This is a genomic window from Mesorhizobium sp. DxT (assembly GCF_058448885.1).
On sequence record NZ_JBZFLJ010000002.1, the window covers coordinates 565,362 to 583,304 of the forward strand.

A 17,943-nucleotide genomic window follows, 5' to 3' on the forward strand; every position below is an offset into this window, starting at 1 on the left:
GAACTCAGGTCAGCGTCGTGCGAAAAGCCCCTGCTCCGTCTTGCGCCCAATTTGAGGGAGAGGAAGGGGCCAAGCGGCTCGGTCGGCGCAATCTCTCCCGTCTCGCACATGAGCGATATGGCTGCGAAGCAGTCGAGGTAGAGGTCGGCGAAACATGCGCAATCCTGTGTCGAATGCCGTGACACGGGCCAGCCGCCGGGTTACCGGAATCCTGCGTGGGGCATACAGATGCCGTCGGTTGGCCTGAGCCGTCACTGGGCGCCAAGCAGGCGCTCCATGCGGCGGAAGCTTTCCGAGAGCACCGTCGCGTCCTTCAGCGCATGGGCGAGCATGATGCCGCCCTGCCATTCGACAAGGGCCGCGCGCGCCTGCGCCAATGCCAGAGATGGGCGCTGACCGGTGCGGCCAAGCTCGCGCGCCATGAAGCCGATCAGCATGGTGAAGGATTCTGCCGCGCGGTCCGAGGCCACGGGCGCATCGCCGCGAAAGTCGCGCACGCACAGCGCGATCGGACAGCCATGAGCGACACGGCTCGGTGCGCTTCGTGAAAGCCGCGACACCAGTGCGCCCAAACGACGGCGCGGCTCGGTCTCATCCTCGGCGGTCGCCTGAAGCATTGCCTCGGTCTCCGCGCAGAACACGTCGGCGACGGCATGGGCAATGTCTGCCTTGCTGCGGAAGTAATAAAAGAGATTGCCGGGCGGGACATCGGCCGCGGTCGCGATGCCGGCAAGGGTGCTGGCCGCATATCCCTCGCGCCAGAAGAGGCTTGCCGCCGCCGCCGCGATCGCCTCGCGGTTGGCGTCGCCCTTGCGCCGGCGCGCCCGTTCATGCCTGGCATTTCCAGCCGATCCAGCGGCTACGACGCCCCGCCTGCTCACCGGCCAGTTTCGTCGTCGCCGAGCTGACGCGCCTCCGATGGCAGCATGATCGGCACGCCGTCGCGCACCGGATAGGCGAGCCTTGCTCCCGGCGAGATCAGTTCACCCTTCTCCGCATTCCATCGCAGCGGCGCCTTGGTCAGCGGGCAGGCGAGCATCTCGAGCAGCTTGGGGTCGACCGTGCGGGTCGCCATATCCCTGCCCATCGGCTTGCGCTGGTCCCCGGTTCCGCTCATTGCAGGCTCGATCCGAAATCCTCGTCGTCGCGCGCAAGCGCGATCTCGGTGATGGCGATCAGTGTTTCGGCGCGCGTCTTCAAGTCGGGCGCCTCCAGCAAGGCCTGCTTTTCGGCCGCGCCGTAGGGCGCCATCATCGACAGCGCATTGACCAGCATCGCGTTTTCCGCGCGGCTGACACTTTCCCAGTCGGCATCAAGATCGTTCGCCTTCAGATAGGCGCGAAACGCCTTGAGCAGGGCCGGCCGGTCGATCTCCGCCGCGCCGGCCTCTATGTCGAGATCCGCGATGAAGGACTTGATCCGGCATTGCCTGAACGGCGTCTTTGTGCCCACCTCGGAAACGACGCGGAAGCGGCATACGCCCTGAAGCGAAATCAGATAACGCCCGTCGCCGGTCTCGGCAAAGGACGTCAGGCGACCGAGGCATCCGACTTCGCACAGTTCGGGTTCGCCGTCGCCGCGCACCGCTCCGTCGAGCCGAGGCTGAACCATGCCGATCAGGCGCTGGTGCGACAACGCGTGATCGATCATCTCAAGATAGCGCGGCTCGAAGATGTTGAGCGGCATGCGGCCGCCGGGCAGCAGCAGCGCGGCTTCGAGCGGGAACACGGGGACCGTTTCGGGAAGATCCCGCGCCGTTCGGTATCGCGCGTTTCCGGCCTGCACTTTACGATTCTCCCTGCCTTGCCGCCCCGCATATGCGGCGCAGCCGGTCGCCGCTCAGGAAAACAGCAGCGATGAAAGCTTGCGCCGCGCTGCAAGCGTCGCTTCGTCCGCCATGCCCCATGCCTCGAAGAACTTCAGCAATTGCAGGCGGGCGCCGTCGTCGTTCCAGCCGCGATCCGCCTTCATGATCGCCAGCAGCGCGTCGGCAGCCTCTTCGCGTCGATCATGCGCATTGTGGATCAGCGCGAGATCGAAGCGTGCCTGATGATCATTCGGGTCGGCCGCCAGGCGCTGTTCCAGCGCCGCGGCGTCGCCAAGTGCGGCCACCTGCTCGGCGAGCGCCAGCTTTGCCCGCACGCCTGCAAGCTCCGGTGCGTCGGCCGCCGCTTCCGGTGCGCGCGCGAGAACCTCGCGAGCCATATCGGCGTCGCCACTGTCGAACAGCATTTCCGCGAGACCGCCGATGGCGTCGAGGTTCTCGGGTTCCTGCTGGAGGATTGCCGCATAAATCTGGGTTGCGCCCTCAGCGTCGCCTTCCGCGCGCAGCTCGGCCGCGGCAGCCAGCGCGTCTGCGGTCGCCTGGCCGGCATCGGCGCCGGCGACCTTGTCGATGAACTCGCGGATCTTGCTTTCGGGGATCGCGCCCATGAAGCCGTCGACCGGCTGGCCGTCGCGGAACGCGATCACGGCGGGGATCGACTGGATGCCGAGCTGTCCGGCGATGGACGGGTGTTCGTCGATGTTCATCTTGACGAGTTTGACGCGGCCGCCAGACTCGCGCACCGCTTTTTCGAGCGCAGGCGCAAGCTGTTTGCAGGGTCCGCACCAGGGTGCCCAGAAATCGACGAGCACGGGCTGCTGGCGCGACTCCTGGATCACATCGACCGTGAACTGCGCCGTCGTGGTGTCCTTCACTTCGAAACCGGCCGCGCCCTGACTGTCGACGTTTTCCGCGCCGCCATTGCCGTACTGCACGGCATAGCCGCCACCGAAGGGATTATCCTGAACGCTCATCGAAAATCCTTGCTTTGCCGCCTTTCCGTCAACGCTGTAAACCCAAGCTTGCCGCGGGTCGAGGGGCGATGACCTGAAATGTGGCGTCTAGGCCGACAGTTTCAAGACGAGCGGTTCGTGTCCGGTGGCCTTTATGAAGCGCAGCAGATCGTCACGGCCGATCGAGGTCGTGGCTTCGTTGGTGAGGGGATGCGCGTTGATCGTGTCATGGCGCATCAGCGCCTCGTCGAGTACGATCGTCACCTTGTTTTCCGTATCGTTGACGATGCCGAAAGCCGTCACGGCACCGGGGGTAACACCGAGATAGTCGAGCAGCTTCTCCGGCTTTCCGAAGGATACGCGGCCCGATGCACCGATGACCTGGTGGATGGTTTTCAGATCGACTTCGGCATCCTCCTCGACCGTGAGCAGGAAATACCGCTCCTTCTTGTCCCTGAGGAACAGGTTCTTCGTGTGGCCACCCGGTATCTGACCGCGCAGGGCCTGGGAATCGGCGACGGTGAACAGAGGCGGGTGGGTTGCCGTCTTCACGGCGATGCCGAGTTCGGAGAGAAAGGCGAGCAGTTCGTCAGGGGTCTTGGGCATGGTCGGGAGAGGCCTGTAAAACGTAGCTTCCCTGCTTAACCGAGGCGGCGGCGAGCCGTCCAGCCCGTGACTTTCCGTGCGTTTCGGCCGCACGAAAGGAGGCTGCAGAAATTCGCAGCTTTCCTTGTTGCAATCGCAAGCGAGTTCGGTCATATAGGCGCGGCTTGCGGTGAGAGCCGCGTGAGCGGGTGTAGCTCAGGGGTAGAGCACAACCTTGCCAAGGTTGGGGTCGAGCGTTCGAATCGCTTCACCCGCTCCAAATCATCTAACATCGAAAAGCCGCGGTTCGCCGCGGCTTTCGTGTTTTCCGAATGGCTGAAATCGCCAACCCGAAGGCGGTGGAGGGCGTTCAGCGAGAGCTGAAAGATCGGAGAAACCCCGACACCGCCGCAAGCCCCTCGCGCAGAACCCGCGCATTGTTCGCATAGCCGATACGCACCATGCCCTCCGCACCGAGCGCCGCCCCCGGCGTGAACAGCACGCCGGCCTCTTCCAGCAGCCGGGTGCAGAACGCTCCCGAACCCATGTCGTGCGCATAGCGCAGCAGCGCCGTCGTGCCTGAACGCGGCTTCACCCACGACATCGACGGCTCGCCGGCGACCCATGCGTCGAGCACCGCCAGGTTTTCGCGCACGATGGCGCGGTTGCGCGCCAGCACCGCGTCGCGGCTCTCCAGCGCGATGGCCGCAAGCAAATCGTCGATCATGCCGACGCTGATCGTGTTGTAGTCGCGGTGGATCGAAACGGCCTCCAGCAGGTCGCGCCGCGCCGCGATCCACCCCAGCCTCAGCCCGGCAAGCGAAAACGCCTTGGACATCGAACCGGTGGAAATGCCCTTGTCGTAGAGATCGGCGACCGAGATCGTGCTGCCTTCGCCCTGCTGATCGAGCCCGCGATAGACCTCGTCGGCCAGCACCCAGGCGCCACAGCCTTCCGCGATGCGCACCACCTCCTCCAGCGCCACCCGGTCCATCAGCGCACCGGTCGGGTTGTTGGGATTGGCGAGCACGATCAGCTTCGCCTTGTCGCCCGCCAGCCGCCGCAGCGCGTCGAGGTCGGGCGCGTAGCCGTCTTCCGCCCGCAACGGCAGCGTCAGCACTTCCGCGCCCAGGCTTTCGGGGATCGAGACGTGCTGCTGATAGGTCGGCACGATGGAGACGACACGGTCACCCGGCTCCACCAGCGCCGCATAGACCAGCGCATTGGCGCCGATCGCACCGTGGGCGACAAGCACCTCGTCCGCGCTGCGGTGTTCATAGAGCCCGGCGATCGCGTCGCGCAACCGCGCCGAGCCCTCGATCGCGCCATAGGTCAGCTTCATCGGCAGGAGATCGTCGAGCACGGAATTCGGCTTGCCGGCCAGCGACAGCAGCTCGGCCACCGTCAGCGATTCCACGCATGTCTCGGCGAGATTGTAGCGGCAGTGGTTTTCATGCCGGTTCATCCATATCTCGACCCCGAACGCCTCGATCTTCATCGCCACCTCCATTCGCATGCCACCATTTCTACCCGTCCGAACAAGGCCTTTCCAGCACCGGTTGAATCTCTTGAAGAACCTCAAGTTCGCGCTCCCACCCCCGGGTTGACACATCCATATCTCTCCAGTTATGGGTCCAAACCATAGCCACTGGGTTATGAATAGTGACCGAACAGCCGCATGAAATCCTCTTCCGGACGCTGGCCGACCCGAGCCGGCGAGCCATCTTCGAGCGGCTCTGTCGCGAGGGGGAACAGACGGTCGGGGCGCTCACCGCGCGCGCCGGCATCTCGCAGCCGGCCGTCTCCAAGCATCTCGGCGTGCTCAAGCGGGCCGGCCTCGTGCGCGACCGCCACCAGGGCCGGCAGACCCACTACAGCGCCCATCTCGGCGCACTCGCCCCGCTGATCGACTGGACCCACCGCATGTCCCAGTTCTGGCATCACCGGTTCGACGATCTCGAAGACCTGCTCGAAAGAATGGATCAATGAACGAAACGTCCTCCGAAACCCTGTCCGTCGTCGTCGAGCGCGACATCGCCCATCCGCCGGAGAAGATCTGGCGCGCCCTCACCCAACCGCACCTCCTCGAGGAGTGGCTGATGAAGAACCAGTTCAAGCCGGTCGTCGACCACCGCTTCAACCTCAGCGCCGATTGGGGCACCGTCGACTGCCAGGTGCAGTCGGTCGAGGTGAACCGCACGCTTTCTTACACCTGGGACACCAAGGACTTGAGAAGCGTCGTCGTCTGGACGCTAACGCCCACCAGCCGCGGCACCCTCCTGCGCATGGAGCAGTCCGGCTTCCGTCAGGACCAGCAGCCCTATTACCGCGGCGCGACCGTTGGCTGGCCGCGTTTCCTCGATGGGCTGGAACAGGTGCTGGCGCGGATGGATTGAAGGCCCCGCAAAGGAGCAAACACAATGGCAAACCCATCGACAGGCAAGGACCGCAAGCCGCTGCCGAAGGCGAAGCCCGGCGAGGTCGTGCTTCTCTCCGGCGGCAATCCGCAGATCGCCAAGGGCTACGGCGACGCCCCGGTACAGGCCTATATCGCGGCCATGCCGGACTGGAAGAGCGATGTCGGCCGCCGCCTCGACGCGCTCGTCACGCGGACGGTTCCGGATGTGCGCAAGGCGGTCAAATGGAACTCGCCCTTCTATGGCGCAGGCGGCGAGAACCAGGGCTGGTTCCTCGGTTTCCACTGCATGACGAAATACATCAAGGTCGCCTTCTTCAAGGGCGCATCGCTTTATCCGCTGCCGCCGGTCGGCTCGAAGCAGAAGGATGTGCGCTACCTCCACATCCACGAGGACGGCCGGTTCGATGAAGTCCTGTTCGCCGACTGGGTGAGGCAGGCAAGCCGGCTGCCCGGCGAAAAGATGTAGCCGCCCGCCCGGCAACCAAACGAAAAGGCAACGACGAGTGAATCACATGAACGAGGAAACGAACCCTTCCCGGATGATCGACGCCCGGATCGAACAGGTGACCGACTGGCGAGGCACAATGCTTGGCCGTCTCCGGGACATCATCAGGCAGGCCGACCCCGACATCATCGAGACGGTGAAGTGGCGCAAGCCCTCGAACCCGCTCGGCGTGCCGACCTGGGAGCGCGACGGCATCATCTGCACCGGCGAGACCTACAAGGACAAGGTGAAGCTCACCTTCGCCCACGGCGCGGCGATCGATGATCCGTCTGGCCTCTTCAACTCCAGCCTCGACGGCAATGTCCGCCGCGCCATCGATTTCAGCGAAGGCCAGGCCGTCGATGCCGACGCACTCAAGACGCTCGTCCACGCCGCGGTGTCGCTGAACGTATCGAAGAAGAAAAAGCGCTAGGGAAGATTTTCATGAACTGGAACAAATGGATCCGCCAGACCCACCGCTGGGTCTCGGTTGTCTTCGTCGCCATCGTTGTGGCCCTGTTCGCCGCGCTCGGTCTCGGGCAGGAGCCCGCCGAGTGGCTCTACCTGATGCCGTTGCTGCCGCTCGCCTTTCTCGCGGTTACCGGCGTCTACATATTCGTGCTGCCATACACGGCAGGCTGGCGCCCGGCTGCCAAGAAGGGTTGAAACCGATGGAAGCGGCGGTACAACGCCCGCTTTGAATTTTCGGGCTTTGTGTGTAAAGCGGGCGGGAAGAAAATCCGAAGGCCGAAAGACAGGCAGAACCATGGACAAGTTCACCAAGCTGACAGGCGTCGCCGCTCCCCTTCCGATCGTCAATGTCGACACCGACATGATCATCCCGAAGGATTACCTCAAGACCATCGAGCGCACCGGGCTCAGCAAGGGCCTTTTTGCCGAGATGCGTTTCAACGAGGATGGTTCGGAGAACCCCGATTTCGTGCTCAACAAGCCGGCCTACCGGAGCGCGCAGATTCTCGTCACCGGCGACAATTTCGGCTGCGGCTCCTCGCGCGAGCACGCGCCATGGGCACTGCTCGATTTCGGCATCCGCTGCGTGATCTCTACCTCGTTCGCCGACATCTTCTACAACAACTGCTTCAAGAACGGCATCCTGCCGATCACCGTCAGCCAGGAAGACCTCGACAAGCTGATGGACGACGCCAGCCGCGGCGCCAACGCCACGCTGACCGTCGACCTCGAGGCAAAGGAAATCCGCGGCCCCGACGGCGGCGTGGTCGCCTTCGACCTTGACGACTTCAAGCGTCACTGCCTGCTCAACGGCCTCGACGACATCGGCCTGACCATGGAAAAGGCCGGCTCCATCGACGTCTTCGAAAAGCGCAACACCGAAAGCCGCCCCTGGGCCTGAGCTGACGAATGCAGCCCTTCATTCCCCGGCGCTTCGAGCACATCGTGTTCGGGCTTCTCCTGTCTGGCCTGATGTCGTTTCTGGTCTCGGGCCTGTCCACGGTGATTGCGCGCGGCGTCGACGCCAGCCTGCCGTCCGTCTGGCTCGCGGCATGGCTGCCGTCATGGGCGCTCGCCTTTCCGGCCGTTTTGGTGGTGGCGCCCTTCGTCCGCCGCATCCTGCGCCATATCGTGCGGGAAACCTGACCCACACGATCCCTGTTTCGCGACCGGCTTGGGCCGGATAAGGTGCCCGCCGAAACAGCACGGGAGCCGTCATGTCCTTCGCGTTCAAGACCATTCTTTCCGCAGCCCTGATCGCGCTCGCCGCGTCGCCGGTTGCCGCGCAGGACGATGCGCCCGAAACCGTCCCCTTCGCCGGCGGCGAATTCACGATCACGGAAAACGACGACTACGAGAAGGTGCTGGCCTTCGACGGCCGCGAGCTTGCGCGTGACTATTTCGTCATGCTCGACAAGATCGCTGATGTTCGCGGCACCCCCGTCGCCTTCTTCAGCGTCGGTCCGGGAGGCAACGCCTGCGCTCCGGCAACCGTGATGATCTGGAAGCCGCGGGACGCGGAGATGACCACCGCGAAACTCGACGAAGAGTGCAACACACCGGCTGCCGCGGTCTCCGACTACGACGTCTTTTTCGTTCCCTACCTTCTGCCGGGCGACACGGCCGATGTCCGCGCGTGGAATCCGGACGACGGCTTCCGGCTGCAAGGCGTCATCACCTACGCGCCCGAACCCGGCACCGATTGGGACAGCCTCGACCTGGCCGCCGCCCCTCATCCGCTCGACCTGTTCCGCAACGCGTCCATCTACGCCGCAGCGCAGTCACTGCTTGGCAACGCGTTGAGCGACGTCGCCACGGGCCTCGGCACATCCAGCGCACCGGAGGAAGCGGACGGGCTGCTCAGCGCGCGCGGTTGCGTGCCGCACGCCTGCGGTGTCTCCGACACCTTCATGGTCGTCGACCGAAACGAAAAGACGCTTTATTTCGCCCAGCAGGGCGAGGAGACGCGCTTCTGGCCGGCGCGGGACCAGTGGCCACAGGGCGCCGCTTCCCTCATCCCCTCCGATTTCTGAGCAACCGATGACACGCCGCCTCATTTCAACTGGCTCCCCCTTCGAGAAGACGGCGGGCTATTCGCGCGCCGTGGTTGACGGCGATTGGTGTTTCGTTGCCGGCACCACCGGCTACGACTACGCCTCCATGACCATGCCCGAAACCGTCGAGGCGCAGACGCGCAACTGCATGGCGACCATCGCTGCGGCACTTCGGGAAGGCGGCTTCACCCTCGCCGACGTGGTCCGCGCCCGCTACTACGTCACCGACCGCGCCTTCGTGCAGAAGGTGTTTCCGATCCTGGGCGAGCATTTCGGCGACATCCGCCCCGCCGCGACCATGGTCGTCTGCGAGCTCAACGAGCCGGAGATGAAGATCGAGATCGAGGTGACGGCGCTCCGGCGCGACCGTTAGACTGCCACTCTCTCCACAAGAGGGAGGAGTTATCGCATATTGCGTTTTATTCGATCCAAAGAGTCCCGGCTTCGATCGCTGAAGCCGCCCCTCACCTGCCTGCCGGCATTCTTCTCCCCGTGAACGGGGAGAGGAGAGTCTGCTGCTTGCCCGACGCCGGTGATTGGCGAAAGCAGAATTGGAAGCGGTCTTCTCCCCGTTTACGGGGAGAAGTGCCCGGCAGGGCGATGAGGGGCCGCGCAACGGTTGAACCTCTCTCCGGCCGAAAGCACAAGGCGCGGAATAGCCGGGGGCGCAAGTGGTCGCATCCTTCATCGTCGACAACGCTCCGCTCCATACTGGCCCCATACCTTGCCTTCCGCCCCTTGCACCGAGCTTCCGCTACGGCTAGCAAGACGCCGGCTGAACACTCTTTCTGAAAGGCTTTCCCCATGGCATCGCGCAAACTCCTCCTTCTTCCCGGCGACGGCATCGGCCCCGAGGCGATGGCGGAGGTCAGGAAACTGATCGCGGTGATGAACGCCGACATGAATGCCGGCTTCGAGACCGAGGAAGGCCTCGTCGGCGGCTGCGCCTATGACACGCACGGCGCGTCGATTTCCGACGCCGACATGGACAAGGCGATGGCGGCCGATGCCGTGCTGTTCGGCGCCGTTGGCGGGCCGAAGTGGGACGGCGTTCCCTACGAGGCGCGCCCCGAGGCTGGCCTTCTGCGCCTTCGCAAGGAGATGGAGCTCTTCGCCAATCTGCGCCCGGCGATCTGCTATCCCGCCCTTGCATCGTCCTCGTCGCTCAAGCCGGAGGTGGTCGAGGGTCTCGACATCCTCATCCTGCGCGAACTGACCGGCGGCGTCTATTTCGGCGAGCCGAAGGAGATCATCGATCTCGGCAACGGCCAGAAGCGCGGCATCGACACGCAGGTCTACGACACGTTCGAGATCGAGCGCATCTCGGGCGTCGCCTTCGAGCTGGCGCGGACCCGCCGCAACAAGGTCTGTTCGATGGAAAAGCGCAACGTCATGAAGTCCGGCGTGTTGTGGAACGAGGTCGTCACGGCCACCCACAAGGCGAAATATTCCGACGTTGAACTCACCCACATGCTGGCGGACGCCGGCGGCATGCAGCTCGTACGCTGGCCCAAGCAGTTCGACGTGATCGTCACCGACAATCTGTTCGGCGACATGCTGTCCGACGTGGCCGCCATGCTGACCGGTTCGCTCGGCATGCTGCCGTCGGCCTCGCTCGGCGCGCCGGACGCGAAAACCGGCTCGCGCAAGGCGCTCTACGAGCCCGTTCACGGATCCGCGCCTGACATCGCCGGGAAAGGAATCGCCAACCCGATCGCCATGATCGCGTCGTTCGCCATGTGCCTGCGCTATTCCTTCAACATGGTCGCCGAGGCCGACCGCCTCGAAGCCGCCATCTCGGCCGTGCTCGACGATGGCCTACGCACGAAGGACATCATGTCGGACGGCATGACCGAAGTCGGAACCGTCGCCATGGGCGATGCGATCGTGGAGAAGTTCAGGGCGCTTGCAGCATAAGCGATGGATAGCGTCCGTCAGGCAATAGCAAGACAGCTTGAGGCCGAGCGCAATCACCAAAGTGCCTTTCGTCAGGCGGACGCCTACGCTTCTGGCCGCGATGCGGCATGCCGGCAATTCAAGGTCAACGACCTCGATCTTTATCTGGTCGATGTGATTATCGATCAGAGCGAAGACTGCTTGACGCTCTTCGTCTGGCCAAGCGCGATCTTCCATTGTGAGGTCGATCGAGAAACCCACGCTGTTGGGGGAATCAAACTCGATACCCTCGCCGACTACATGCGGACGGCGAGGGGTGGTTCGGCAAAGCGCTTGGCAATCGTGCTCGAGATTGCACGGATCGATCACCAGCACCGCTGACTACGGCGTCGGCACGCAACCCGCCACCGCAAGCACCACCATAAGCAGCACGCAGCCGGCAAGCCCGGCGATGAAAATCGCCTTGCGCACCGGCGTTCGCAGGATGATCTCGCCCTGACGTGCGTTGCGGCCCGAAAACTCCTTCTGCCGCTTGAGCTCTGACATTGGTCGGCTCCTTTATGCTGATAACCGGCATGCCGCGCCGAAAGTTCCGCGGCGCTGGCGCTCAGATGAAGCCGATGAAGCGGCCTGCGACCAGCACCGAAACCCACAGAACGATCGAAAGCGCCGCCGAAAGCCGCGCGGCAGTGGAATACGCGTCGGCGTCAGACCCGGAGTCGGCGAACCGCTGGAAGGCCCAGAAGTTCACGCCCGCCAGCACCAGAAGTGCCATCTTTGCGATAAAGGCGGGGTTCGTCGCATATTCCTGCGCCCGGATCGAGAACATCGCCAACCCCGTAACCACCGCCACCGGAAAGATCAGCGCCACGGCCTCGCGCAGCAGATGCAGCAGCGGCTCCCGTGCGACGGAGCGCACGACGCCGAGTATGCGCAAATCCATCAGCAGCACGGCTCCGACCAGCGTGCCGATGGCGAGGATATGCAGTGCGTTGACCAGCGGATAGGCGTAATAGGAGCCCTTCAGCGCATTGACGGCCCGCAGCCGCTCCACGCCGGCCAGTATATCGAACAGCGTCTCGGTCAGTTTGTCGGCACCCGGTTCGGATAGATGTCATAAGTCATATCGTTGACGATGATGCGTACGGCCTTCATCCGCGGTTCTGTCTCGTCGCGCGAGCGGTTGCCGATCGCCTTCACCTCGTCGCCCACCGCAGCCGATTCCTCTGTGAAGCCGGAGCGTTCGGTCTGTCGCGGCGGCGCCAGTTCGACGCGCCATGTCTCGCCCTCGACGTCGACGTCCATGGTGGCGTGCGGGTTGCCGAGATAGATCGCGGCAACCACCCCCTCCAGTTCGAAGAAGCCGTCCTCGGTCCAAGACCAGCCGTGATGGGCGACTGCGGCGGAAGCAGGCAGCAGAAGCGCCAGGGCAATGCAGGCGCGGCGGATGGATGTCTGGATGGACATAAGAGACCTCATGAATGGCGCGCAATCATGATGAAGACCCTATGGCGCTAAGCCGCCGGGTCAAATCACGTGCGCCTGATCGCCCGCAATCGGCGTCATTGACTCTTGACCGGAAGCGCGTAAAAGGCGGGCGCGAACCGGGACAAACGCGATGCGCGGCCTTTTGACGGCATATCTGGCATTCTTCTCCCATGGCGGGTTTCTTTCCGCTTCGGGCGGCGTCGCCGCACGCGCGCGTTTCACCAAAACCATGGCCAAAACGACGACCGCAAAAACGGTCTGACGTCTCTCGGCCTGCTCGCCCTCTCTCCCCGGGTCCGGCCCGAGGGGCGACCCGCCGACGGTGGGTTCTTTCCAAAACCAGCGGAGAGCTTGAGCACGATCCTGCGGATGAAATCCGCTTTTCTTGCAGGACCATGCGCTGAACAGGAGCAACGGGAATGGGTTTCAAGATTGCAGTCGCCGGCGCCACGGGCAATGTCGGGCGTGAAATGCTCAACATCCTGGAGGAGCGCGGCTTCCCCGCCGATGAGGTCGTGGCGCTCGCCTCGCGCCGCTCGGTCGGCACCGAAGTCTCCTATGGCGACCGCACGCTGAAGGTGAAGGACCTCTCCACCTACGACTTCTCCGACACGGACATCTGCCTGATGTCGGCAGGCGGCAACGTCTCCAAGGAGTGGTCTCCGAAGATCGGCCGGCAGGGCTGCGTCGTCATCGACAACTCGTCCGCCTGGCGCTACGACGCGGAAGTGCCGCTGATTGTGCCGGAAGTGAACCCGGATGCGATCGAGAGCTTTTCGAAGAAGAACATCATCGCCAACCCGAACTGCTCGACCGCCCAGCTCGTCGTTGCGCTGAAGCCGCTCCACGATCACGCGAAGATCCGCCGTGTCGTGGTCGCCACCTATCAGTCGGTTTCCGGTGCCGGCAAGGAAGGCATGGACGAGCTCTTCACCCAGACGCGCGCCGTCTTCGTTGCCGACCCGGTCGAGGCCAAGAAGTTCACCAAGCGCATCGCCTTCAACGTCATTCCCCACATCGACGTCTTCATGGAAGACGGCCAGACCAAGGAAGAGTGGAAGGTCACCGCCGAGACCAAGAAGATGCTCGACCCCAAGATCAAGGTCACCTGCACGGCCGTGCGCGTGCCGGTCTTCATCGGCCATTCCGAGGCCGTCAACATCGAGTTCGAGAACCCGATCACGGCGGACGAGGCGCGTGAGATCCTGCGCGAAGCTCCCGGCTGTCTGGTCATCGACAAGCGCGAGGACGGCGGCTACATCACCCCGCTCGAATCGGCAGGCGAGGATGCGACCTACATCTCCCGCATCCGCGAGGACCAGACCGTCGAGAACGGCCTCAACATGTGGGTCGTCTCCGACAATCTGCGCAAGGGTGCTGCGCTCAACACCGTGCAGATCGCCGAGCTGCTGGTCGCGCGCGGTTTGATCCAGCCGAAGAAGCAGGCCGCCTGAATTGACGTCGGCCAATGTTGTCCTGCGCCCGGCGGTCACGCCGGACGCGGACAACATAGCCAGAGTCATGCGGGCAAGCCTCGGCTCGTTCCCATGGATGCCCATGCTGCACACGCCCGATGAAGACCTGGCCTTCATCAGCGGCCGCGTACTCCCCAACCAGACCGTGACGGTCGCCGAGGCCGAGGGCCGTATCGTCGGCTTCATTGCCGTCGAAGGCGAATGGATCGAGCAGCTTTATCTCGATCCGGACTGGACCGGGCGCGGCATCGGCAGCCGCCTTCTTGCCCTCGCGACGGCTAACATGCCGGTCTCCAGGCTTCACTGCTTTCAGGCCAATGACGGCGCGCGCCGCTTCTACGAGCGGCACGGTTTTCGGGCCGAAGCCTTCGGCGACGGCTTCGGAAATGAGGAAGGGCTGCCCGATATCACATATGTGCGCCGCGGCACCTGATATGTGAAAACCCGCCCCGCAGGCTGCGGAGCGGGCAAAAGGAACATTCACAGGGTTTCGAGAAAGAGGCCTCCCCGGCCTACTTCTCTTTCTTGACCGTCGTTGCGTCCGCCGGGGTCGACATCGATCCCGACGAGATGCTGGCGACTGTCAGCTTGGTGTCCGTCGAAGCGGTTGTATCGCGCTTCATCGGGCAGGCGGCCGCGACCGAAACGGAAAGTCCAAGAACGGCTGCGAGCGTCAAGGCTGTCTTCATTGTGCGTATCCTCTGCTTCGATACGCCCACAGGCTAGCAAGGCGACCCGGTTGCCGCCAAATCACGATTGCCGTGATCACTGCACCGCGCTGACCGCGTAGCCGGCCTCGCGCAGGAGCGAGACGAGGCCCTCGTCGCCGGGCAGGTGCAGCGCGCCCACGGCGATGAATGCGCCGCCGGCATCGATGAACGGCGCGGCGCGTGCGGCCATCGTGTCGTTGCGGGCGGTTATCATGGCTTCCTCGAACGCCGCGAAGCCTGCGGTGGACTGTTCGTCCGAAGGCAGCACCGCCCGGAAGAACGGCCAGAACATGCCGGTCTCGCCGTCAAGATAGAGCACGATCATCGTTTCGATGACGTCGTCGATCCGCTCTCCCAGCGCCAGCGTATCCACCAGCCCGCGCATGTGGAACTCCATCGGCAGCGAGGCCATTGCGCCGAGCTGGTCGACGATCGTCTCAAGTCCCTCCAGCGCCTTGCCGTCGGCCTGAGCGCGCTCGGCGAGCTCGATGTCGAGCACTTTCGCGCCGGATGCCTTGCGCGCAAGCTCGCAAGCCGGCAGCGCAACCATCGAGGCAATCATCCAGGGCTTCATTTTCTGCACGCTGGCCGGCGGTATGCCCCGCTGATTCAGCGCCGCTTCCGCCGTTGCCCGGTCTTCCTCCGACAACAGCGAAAACAGCGTCGTCTCGTCGGTGAACATCATCAGTTCCGGCTGTGCGGCCATCGCCGCCATCATCTTCGACTGATCGAGGATTTCGGTGGTTTCGATGACCACAGTCCTGGAGGCCTCGAGCGCAGCCTCCGCATCGTCGCTCAACCGAACCACCCGCGGGTCCGACATGTGCATCGTACCGAACAGATAGGAGGGCTCGACGCCATCCTTCTCGATCCGCCACAACACCGCGTCGCCATTCGCCACGCTAGCGGCTTCGGTTCTTATCTGCTCCAGCTTTTCCGGGTCGTCGCGCTTCATCGCCGCGAGCATGTCGCTCCCGGTGCAGGCCGTCGCATCGTCCTCCGCCCGCGCCTGCGTTGCGGCAAACAGCAGCGTCGCGATGAACGCGATAAGGAAAAAAAGATTGAACGCCGCGATCAGCCTCAACGAAAGATCGGCGGCGCGCTCGGTTATGGCAGTGGCGGGCTTCATGGCCGGAATCTCGCAGACAAGTGCGGCCAAACCGTTAAGCCAATCGGAAAAATTGCTGCCGTGCGTCCTTCGAGGCTCGCTTTGCTCGCACCTCAGGATGAGGATCGTCGTGCATCTCTCCCGCAAGCCGGTGAGTTCCGGGGTTGTTCTCCTGAAGTACATCGAGCCCCCGCGTTGCTGGCTCGATCAACCCACGCCGCTCATCCTGAGGTGCGAGCGGAGCGAGCCTCGAAGGACGCACCCAAAAAAATGGCGCCACATCTTCTACGCCCGGGGATGGGCCGAATCGTAGATGTCGAGCAGTCGCGCCGTGTCGACCCCGGTATAGATCTGCGTCGTCGACAGACTGGCGTGGCCGAGCAGTTCCTGGATGGTGCGCAGATCGCCGCCCCGTGCAAGCAGATGCGTCGCAAACGAATGGCGCAGTGCGTGTGGCGTCGCCGTGTCCGGCAGGTTCAGCGCGGAGCGCAGCTTCTGCATCTCGCGCTGGATGATCGCCGGCTGCAGCGCGCCGCCGCGTGCGCCACGAAACAGCGGCCCGTCCGGCCCTAGATGATAAGGGCATAGCCGCCGGTATTCGGCAACGGCCCTGTGCGCCACCGGCAGCACCGGCACGAGCCGCGTCTTGCCGCCCTTGCCGGTGACGCGCAGCACCGTCTCCCCGCTGTCGGCAAGGGCTGCGCCCGGCAGTCCGAGCGCTTCGGAGATGCGCAGTCCGCACCCGTAGAGCAGCGTCAGCACCGCCGCGTTGCGCGCGGCGATCCACGGCTCCTCCGCCAGTTGCTCGCCGGCTGAAACCACCCGCTTGGCGTCGACCGCCGTCAGCGGTTTGGGCAAGGATTTCGGCTGTTTCGGCGCCCGCATGGCGGCCGCGCCGGCGGCATTGGCCAGCCCGCGCCTTTCGAGGAAGCGCAGGAAGGACCGGATACCCGCCAGCCCCCGGCCCAGCGATCGCGCGCCCGCGCCGCCGTTGCGGCGATGCGCCAGGAAGGCGCGCAGGTCGAAGGGCTTCAGTTCGGCGATGTCGGCAATGCCCGGCGCCCCGCCGCAATGCCCTGTCAGGAACTGCAGAAGCTGGCGCGTATCGCGCTCATAGGCATCGACCGTCAACGCCGAAAGCCGCCGCTCCGCGACAAGCGAGGCGAGCCAGTCCTGCCGCGCCTTCTGCAGGTCGGGACGGGCGGATACGAGGAATTCTTCCATAAAGGCCATTCTGCCGCATCGTGGTTAGCGGCGGGTGAATGCCGGCCGCCGATTTCCAAAGAAGGCCGAGAGGACAAACGCCCCCTCCACCACTTCGTGGTCCCCCTCCCCCGCTTCGCAGGGGAGGAACCGCGTTGCGGCCGTCCGCGACCTTGGATCCTCCCCCATATATGGGGGAGGGGGACCGCCGAAGGCGGTGGAGGGGGTGTTCAGGTTCGCAGAATTGACGCAGACAACGGCACGGCCAGTGGCGCGAGGAACCGCAAGAACGTTTGGCAGAGTGCCCACGCATTTCCCCCCAAACTTGTCCACCCCCTCCAAACCTCGCCCGACAATCGCGCCGAGTGAACCGGAGAAGGCGGCGATGGACTGGAGTGCGGCGATCGAGACGAACCGGGAGGCGCTGCGGCGCATCCTGACGACGCTCGTGGCCATGGCCGGGCTTCGCGGCCGGTTTGCATCGGAGGCGCAAGGCTGTCCTGCCGGTGGTACCGCAACAGGCGAAGAAGGCCGGGACGCTGCCGCAGCCAGCGGGGACCCGGCGGGGAAGCGCACCGAGGAACGCCCGACGCTCCCCCGCCATCTCCACCGCGTCATTCTGCGGCTCCTGCGCCCCGCCGAGGCGGCCGCGCGGCGGCTCATCATCGTCACGGCGCGCGACCTGCCCCATCCCCCGCTGCGAGGGCGAAGCCCGAGCCTCGAAGGCCGCATGCTCGCGGCAACGCCCGCGTCGCCGAAGGCGCGCAAAGCCGCAAGGCGCGCGACCCTGCCGCTGTTCGATCCGCTGCCGCGCTGGCGTGGCCCGAGGCGGCCGGTTGCCGCCGGCGTGCCGCGCATCTCGTTTCCGGGCGACGGCGCGTCGGTGCCGCTTTCCCCACGCCAGCCGCCGATGCCGGACGATCCCATCGACGCCACCCGCCTTGCGCTGCGCCTGCGGGCCGTGGCCACGGCACTCGACGACCTGCCCGCCCAAGCAAGCCGCTTCGCCCGCTGGCGGGCGCGGCGCGATGCGGCCCGAAAGGACCCCCACCCCGCCGCTTCGGTTCCTCACTCTGGGGCGGGCCACGGGTCTCGCCCGTCCTTCGCATCTCCACAAGCAGGAGCGTGGAAAGGCCGCGTCTGGCCGCTGCGCCCCGGCCGTCCGCCCGGATGGCGCGCAGCAGGGCGGCGTGCCCACCCGGTTCATGACGTGCTCACCGTCGTGCACGACCTCGCCTTCTGGGCGATGGAGCGCGCCGATACCTCATGAGG

Annotated in this window: 27 protein-coding genes and 1 tRNA gene; 15 read left to right on the top strand and 13 right to left on the bottom strand. The window is 64.7% G+C overall.

The features are described from left to right. Nucleotides 1-251: 251 nt before the first annotated feature. The 5 genes from ACVJNE_RS06775 to ACVJNE_RS06795 all read right to left on the bottom strand — a co-directional run bounded on the left by ACVJNE_RS06775 (nt 252) and on the right by ACVJNE_RS06795 (nt 3,384). A complete protein-coding gene (locus tag ACVJNE_RS06775; RefSeq protein ID WP_499564064.1) occupies nt 252-881 on the bottom strand; it encodes a TetR/AcrR family transcriptional regulator in 630 nt (209 codons plus the stop codon). Beyond that, nucleotides 878-1,117 carry a Trm112 family protein gene (locus tag ACVJNE_RS06780; protein WP_444726381.1) on the bottom strand — a complete coding sequence of 80 codons (240 nt, stop codon included), beginning with the start codon at nt 1,115-1,117 and terminating at the stop codon, nt 878-880. The genes ACVJNE_RS06775 and ACVJNE_RS06780 overlap by 4 nt, the downstream gene beginning before the upstream one ends. Continuing rightward, nucleotides 1,114-1,785, bottom strand: a complete 672-nt coding sequence (locus ACVJNE_RS06785; RefSeq protein ID WP_499564067.1) for an LON peptidase substrate-binding domain-containing protein — start codon at nt 1,783-1,785, stop codon at nt 1,114-1,116. The genes ACVJNE_RS06780 and ACVJNE_RS06785 overlap by 4 nt, the downstream gene beginning before the upstream one ends. A 54-nt stretch (nt 1,786-1,839) precedes the next feature. Further along, nucleotides 1,840-2,799, bottom strand: a complete 960-nt coding sequence (gene trxA / locus ACVJNE_RS06790; RefSeq protein ID WP_499564069.1) for a thioredoxin — start codon at nt 2,797-2,799, stop codon at nt 1,840-1,842. A gap of 87 nt (nt 2,800-2,886) precedes the next feature. Continuing rightward, complete coding sequence (locus tag ACVJNE_RS06795) at nt 2,887-3,384, bottom strand: prolyl-tRNA synthetase associated domain-containing protein (protein WP_499564071.1); 498 nt, start codon at nt 3,382-3,384, stop codon at nt 2,887-2,889. A 184-nt stretch (nt 3,385-3,568) separates the two neighbouring features. Between ACVJNE_RS06795 and ACVJNE_RS06800 the strand changes: the two genes are divergently transcribed. Then, nucleotides 3,569-3,643 (top strand) — tRNA-Gly (locus ACVJNE_RS06800). Between the two features lie 90 nt (nt 3,644-3,733). On the opposite strand, the gene ACVJNE_RS06805 is transcribed toward ACVJNE_RS06800, so the two are convergent. After that, complete coding sequence (locus ACVJNE_RS06805; RefSeq protein WP_499564073.1) at nt 3,734-4,861, bottom strand: aminotransferase; 1,128 nt, start codon at nt 4,859-4,861, stop codon at nt 3,734-3,736. A gap of 164 nt (nt 4,862-5,025) precedes the next feature. On the opposite strand from ACVJNE_RS06805, the gene ACVJNE_RS06810 reads away from it, so the two are divergent. The 11 genes from ACVJNE_RS06810 (at nt 5,026) to ACVJNE_RS06860 (ending at nt 11,068) form a co-directional block, all read left to right on the top strand. Beyond that, complete coding sequence (locus tag ACVJNE_RS06810) at nt 5,026-5,352, top strand: ArsR/SmtB family transcription factor (protein WP_173188795.1); 327 nt, start codon at nt 5,026-5,028, stop codon at nt 5,350-5,352. Next, a complete protein-coding gene (locus ACVJNE_RS06815; RefSeq protein ID WP_444726373.1) occupies nt 5,349-5,759 on the top strand; it encodes an SRPBCC family protein in 411 nt (136 codons plus the stop codon). The genes ACVJNE_RS06810 and ACVJNE_RS06815 overlap by 4 nt, the downstream gene beginning before the upstream one ends. Before the next feature lie 24 nt (nt 5,760-5,783). Next, nucleotides 5,784-6,248, top strand: coding sequence for a DUF1801 domain-containing protein (locus ACVJNE_RS06820; protein ID WP_499564076.1), 465 nt, complete (start codon nt 5,784-5,786; stop codon nt 6,246-6,248). Between the two features lie 46 nt (nt 6,249-6,294). Further along, nucleotides 6,295-6,699: a DUF1801 domain-containing protein gene (locus tag ACVJNE_RS06825; RefSeq protein WP_499564078.1), complete on the top strand. Its 405-nt coding sequence runs from the start codon at nt 6,295-6,297 to the stop codon at nt 6,697-6,699. Between the two features lie 11 nt (nt 6,700-6,710). Beyond that, on the top strand, nt 6,711-6,932 hold the full coding sequence (locus tag ACVJNE_RS06830) for a hypothetical protein (protein WP_499564080.1): 222 nt from the start codon (nt 6,711-6,713) through the stop codon (nt 6,930-6,932). A 100-nt stretch (nt 6,933-7,032) separates the two neighbouring features. After that, on the top strand, nt 7,033-7,638 hold the full coding sequence (gene leuD, locus ACVJNE_RS06835) for a 3-isopropylmalate dehydratase small subunit (RefSeq protein WP_499564082.1): 606 nt from the start codon (nt 7,033-7,035) through the stop codon (nt 7,636-7,638). An 8-nt stretch (nt 7,639-7,646) separates the two neighbouring features. After that, on the top strand, nt 7,647-7,883 hold the full coding sequence (locus ACVJNE_RS06840) for a DUF2798 domain-containing protein (protein ID WP_499564084.1): 237 nt from the start codon (nt 7,647-7,649) through the stop codon (nt 7,881-7,883). 71 nt (nt 7,884-7,954) lie between these two features. Beyond that, nucleotides 7,955-8,770 carry an Ivy family c-type lysozyme inhibitor gene (locus tag ACVJNE_RS06845; protein WP_499564086.1) on the top strand — a complete coding sequence of 272 codons (816 nt, stop codon included), beginning with the start codon at nt 7,955-7,957 and terminating at the stop codon, nt 8,768-8,770. A 7-nt stretch (nt 8,771-8,777) separates the two neighbouring features. Beyond that, complete coding sequence (locus tag ACVJNE_RS06850; RefSeq protein WP_499564088.1) at nt 8,778-9,164, top strand: RidA family protein; 387 nt, start codon at nt 8,778-8,780, stop codon at nt 9,162-9,164. Nucleotides 9,165-9,595: 431 nt separating this feature from the next. Continuing rightward, on the top strand, nt 9,596-10,708 hold the full coding sequence (leuB, locus tag ACVJNE_RS06855) for a 3-isopropylmalate dehydrogenase (protein ID WP_499564090.1): 1,113 nt from the start codon (nt 9,596-9,598) through the stop codon (nt 10,706-10,708). Between the two features lie 3 nt (nt 10,709-10,711). After that, nucleotides 10,712-11,068: a hypothetical protein gene (locus ACVJNE_RS06860; RefSeq protein WP_499564092.1), complete on the top strand. Its 357-nt coding sequence runs from the start codon at nt 10,712-10,714 to the stop codon at nt 11,066-11,068. On the opposite strand, the gene ACVJNE_RS06865 is transcribed toward ACVJNE_RS06860, so the two are convergent. The 4 genes from ACVJNE_RS06865 to ACVJNE_RS06880 all read right to left on the bottom strand — a co-directional run bounded on the left by ACVJNE_RS06865 (nt 11,069) and on the right by ACVJNE_RS06880 (nt 12,589). Next, nucleotides 11,069-11,233, bottom strand: a complete 165-nt coding sequence (locus ACVJNE_RS06865; protein ID WP_499564094.1) for a peptide ABC transporter permease — start codon at nt 11,231-11,233, stop codon at nt 11,069-11,071. Nucleotides 11,234-11,294: 61 nt separating this feature from the next. Further along, nucleotides 11,295-11,741 carry a DUF6644 family protein gene (locus ACVJNE_RS06870; protein WP_499564096.1) on the bottom strand — a complete coding sequence of 149 codons (447 nt, stop codon included), beginning with the start codon at nt 11,739-11,741 and terminating at the stop codon, nt 11,295-11,297. A gap of 29 nt (nt 11,742-11,770) precedes the next feature. Then, entirely contained in the window at nt 11,771-12,154 is a 384-nt protein-coding gene (locus tag ACVJNE_RS06875; RefSeq protein WP_499564098.1) for a DUF6152 family protein, read from the bottom strand. Nucleotides 12,155-12,214: 60 nt separating this feature from the next. Beyond that, nucleotides 12,215-12,589, bottom strand: coding sequence for a hypothetical protein (locus ACVJNE_RS06880; RefSeq protein WP_499564100.1), 375 nt, complete (start codon nt 12,587-12,589; stop codon nt 12,215-12,217). A gap of 5 nt (nt 12,590-12,594) precedes the next feature. Between ACVJNE_RS06880 and ACVJNE_RS06885 the strand changes: the two genes are divergently transcribed. Then, nucleotides 12,595-13,629, top strand: coding sequence for an aspartate-semialdehyde dehydrogenase (locus tag ACVJNE_RS06885; protein ID WP_499564102.1), 1,035 nt, complete (start codon nt 12,595-12,597; stop codon nt 13,627-13,629). A 103-nt stretch (nt 13,630-13,732) separates the two neighbouring features. Further along, nucleotides 13,733-14,083, top strand: a complete 351-nt coding sequence (locus tag ACVJNE_RS06890; protein WP_499564104.1) for a GNAT family N-acetyltransferase — start codon at nt 13,733-13,735, stop codon at nt 14,081-14,083. A gap of 79 nt (nt 14,084-14,162) precedes the next feature. Here ACVJNE_RS06890 and ACVJNE_RS06895 read toward each other — a convergent pair whose 3' ends face one another. The 3 genes from ACVJNE_RS06895 to ACVJNE_RS06905 form a co-directional block, all read right to left on the bottom strand. Continuing rightward, nucleotides 14,163-14,339 (bottom strand): hypothetical protein, encoded by a 177-nt coding sequence (locus ACVJNE_RS06895; protein ID WP_499564106.1) that lies wholly within the window; start codon nt 14,337-14,339, stop codon nt 14,163-14,165. A gap of 76 nt (nt 14,340-14,415) precedes the next feature. After that, nucleotides 14,416-15,489, bottom strand: coding sequence for a TraB/GumN family protein (locus ACVJNE_RS06900; protein ID WP_499564108.1), 1,074 nt, complete (start codon nt 15,487-15,489; stop codon nt 14,416-14,418). A gap of 264 nt (nt 15,490-15,753) precedes the next feature. Then, a complete protein-coding gene (locus tag ACVJNE_RS06905) occupies nt 15,754-16,692 on the bottom strand; it encodes a tyrosine recombinase XerC (RefSeq protein WP_499564185.1) in 939 nt (312 codons plus the stop codon). 364 nt (nt 16,693-17,056) lie between these two features. On the opposite strand from ACVJNE_RS06905, the gene ACVJNE_RS06910 reads away from it, so the two are divergent. After that, entirely contained in the window at nt 17,057-17,941 is an 885-nt protein-coding gene (locus ACVJNE_RS06910) for a serine/threonine-protein kinase (protein WP_499564110.1), read from the top strand. Nucleotides 17,942-17,943 lie beyond the last annotated feature (2 nt).

Coding starts and splice junctions, on each gene's coding strand:
- ACVJNE_RS06890 (WP_499564104.1), top strand. CDS start 13,733: ATGCTGCACACGCCCGATGAAGACCTGGCCTTCATCAGCGGCCGCGTA.
- ACVJNE_RS06875 (WP_499564098.1), bottom strand. CDS start 12,154: ATGTCCATCCAGACATCCATCCGCCGCGCCTGCATTGCCCTGGCGCTT.
- ACVJNE_RS06885 (WP_499564102.1), top strand. CDS start 12,595: ATGGGTTTCAAGATTGCAGTCGCCGGCGCCACGGGCAATGTCGGGCGT.
- ACVJNE_RS06865 (WP_499564094.1), bottom strand. CDS start 11,233: ATGTCAGAGCTCAAGCGGCAGAAGGAGTTTTCGGGCCGCAACGCACGT.
- trxA (WP_499564069.1), bottom strand. CDS start 2,799: ATGAGCGTTCAGGATAATCCCTTCGGTGGCGGCTATGCCGTGCAGTAC.
- ACVJNE_RS06900 (WP_499564108.1), bottom strand. CDS start 15,489: ATGAAGCCCGCCACTGCCATAACCGAGCGCGCCGCCGATCTTTCGTTG.
- ACVJNE_RS06845 (WP_499564086.1), top strand. CDS start 7,955: ATGTCCTTCGCGTTCAAGACCATTCTTTCCGCAGCCCTGATCGCGCTC.
- ACVJNE_RS06895 (WP_499564106.1), bottom strand. CDS start 14,339: ATGAAGACAGCCTTGACGCTCGCAGCCGTTCTTGGACTTTCCGTTTCG.
- ACVJNE_RS06860 (WP_499564092.1), top strand. CDS start 10,712: ATGGATAGCGTCCGTCAGGCAATAGCAAGACAGCTTGAGGCCGAGCGC.
- ACVJNE_RS06910 (WP_499564110.1), top strand. CDS start 17,057: ATGGACTGGAGTGCGGCGATCGAGACGAACCGGGAGGCGCTGCGGCGC.
- leuD (WP_499564082.1), top strand. CDS start 7,033: ATGGACAAGTTCACCAAGCTGACAGGCGTCGCCGCTCCCCTTCCGATC.
- ACVJNE_RS06795 (WP_499564071.1), bottom strand. CDS start 3,384: ATGCCCAAGACCCCTGACGAACTGCTCGCCTTTCTCTCCGAACTCGGC.
- ACVJNE_RS06905 (WP_499564185.1), bottom strand. CDS start 16,692: ATGGAAGAATTCCTCGTATCCGCCCGTCCCGACCTGCAGAAGGCGCGG.
- ACVJNE_RS06805 (WP_499564073.1), bottom strand. CDS start 4,861: ATGAAGATCGAGGCGTTCGGGGTCGAGATATGGATGAACCGGCATGAA.
- ACVJNE_RS06825 (WP_499564078.1), top strand. CDS start 6,295: ATGAACGAGGAAACGAACCCTTCCCGGATGATCGACGCCCGGATCGAA.
- ACVJNE_RS06815 (WP_444726373.1), top strand. CDS start 5,349: ATGAACGAAACGTCCTCCGAAACCCTGTCCGTCGTCGTCGAGCGCGAC.
- ACVJNE_RS06820 (WP_499564076.1), top strand. CDS start 5,784: ATGGCAAACCCATCGACAGGCAAGGACCGCAAGCCGCTGCCGAAGGCG.
- leuB (WP_499564090.1), top strand. CDS start 9,596: ATGGCATCGCGCAAACTCCTCCTTCTTCCCGGCGACGGCATCGGCCCC.
- ACVJNE_RS06840 (WP_499564084.1), top strand. CDS start 7,647: ATGCAGCCCTTCATTCCCCGGCGCTTCGAGCACATCGTGTTCGGGCTT.
- ACVJNE_RS06780 (WP_444726381.1), bottom strand. CDS start 1,117: ATGAGCGGAACCGGGGACCAGCGCAAGCCGATGGGCAGGGATATGGCG.
- ACVJNE_RS06850 (WP_499564088.1), top strand. CDS start 8,778: ATGACACGCCGCCTCATTTCAACTGGCTCCCCCTTCGAGAAGACGGCG.
- ACVJNE_RS06830 (WP_499564080.1), top strand. CDS start 6,711: ATGAACTGGAACAAATGGATCCGCCAGACCCACCGCTGGGTCTCGGTT.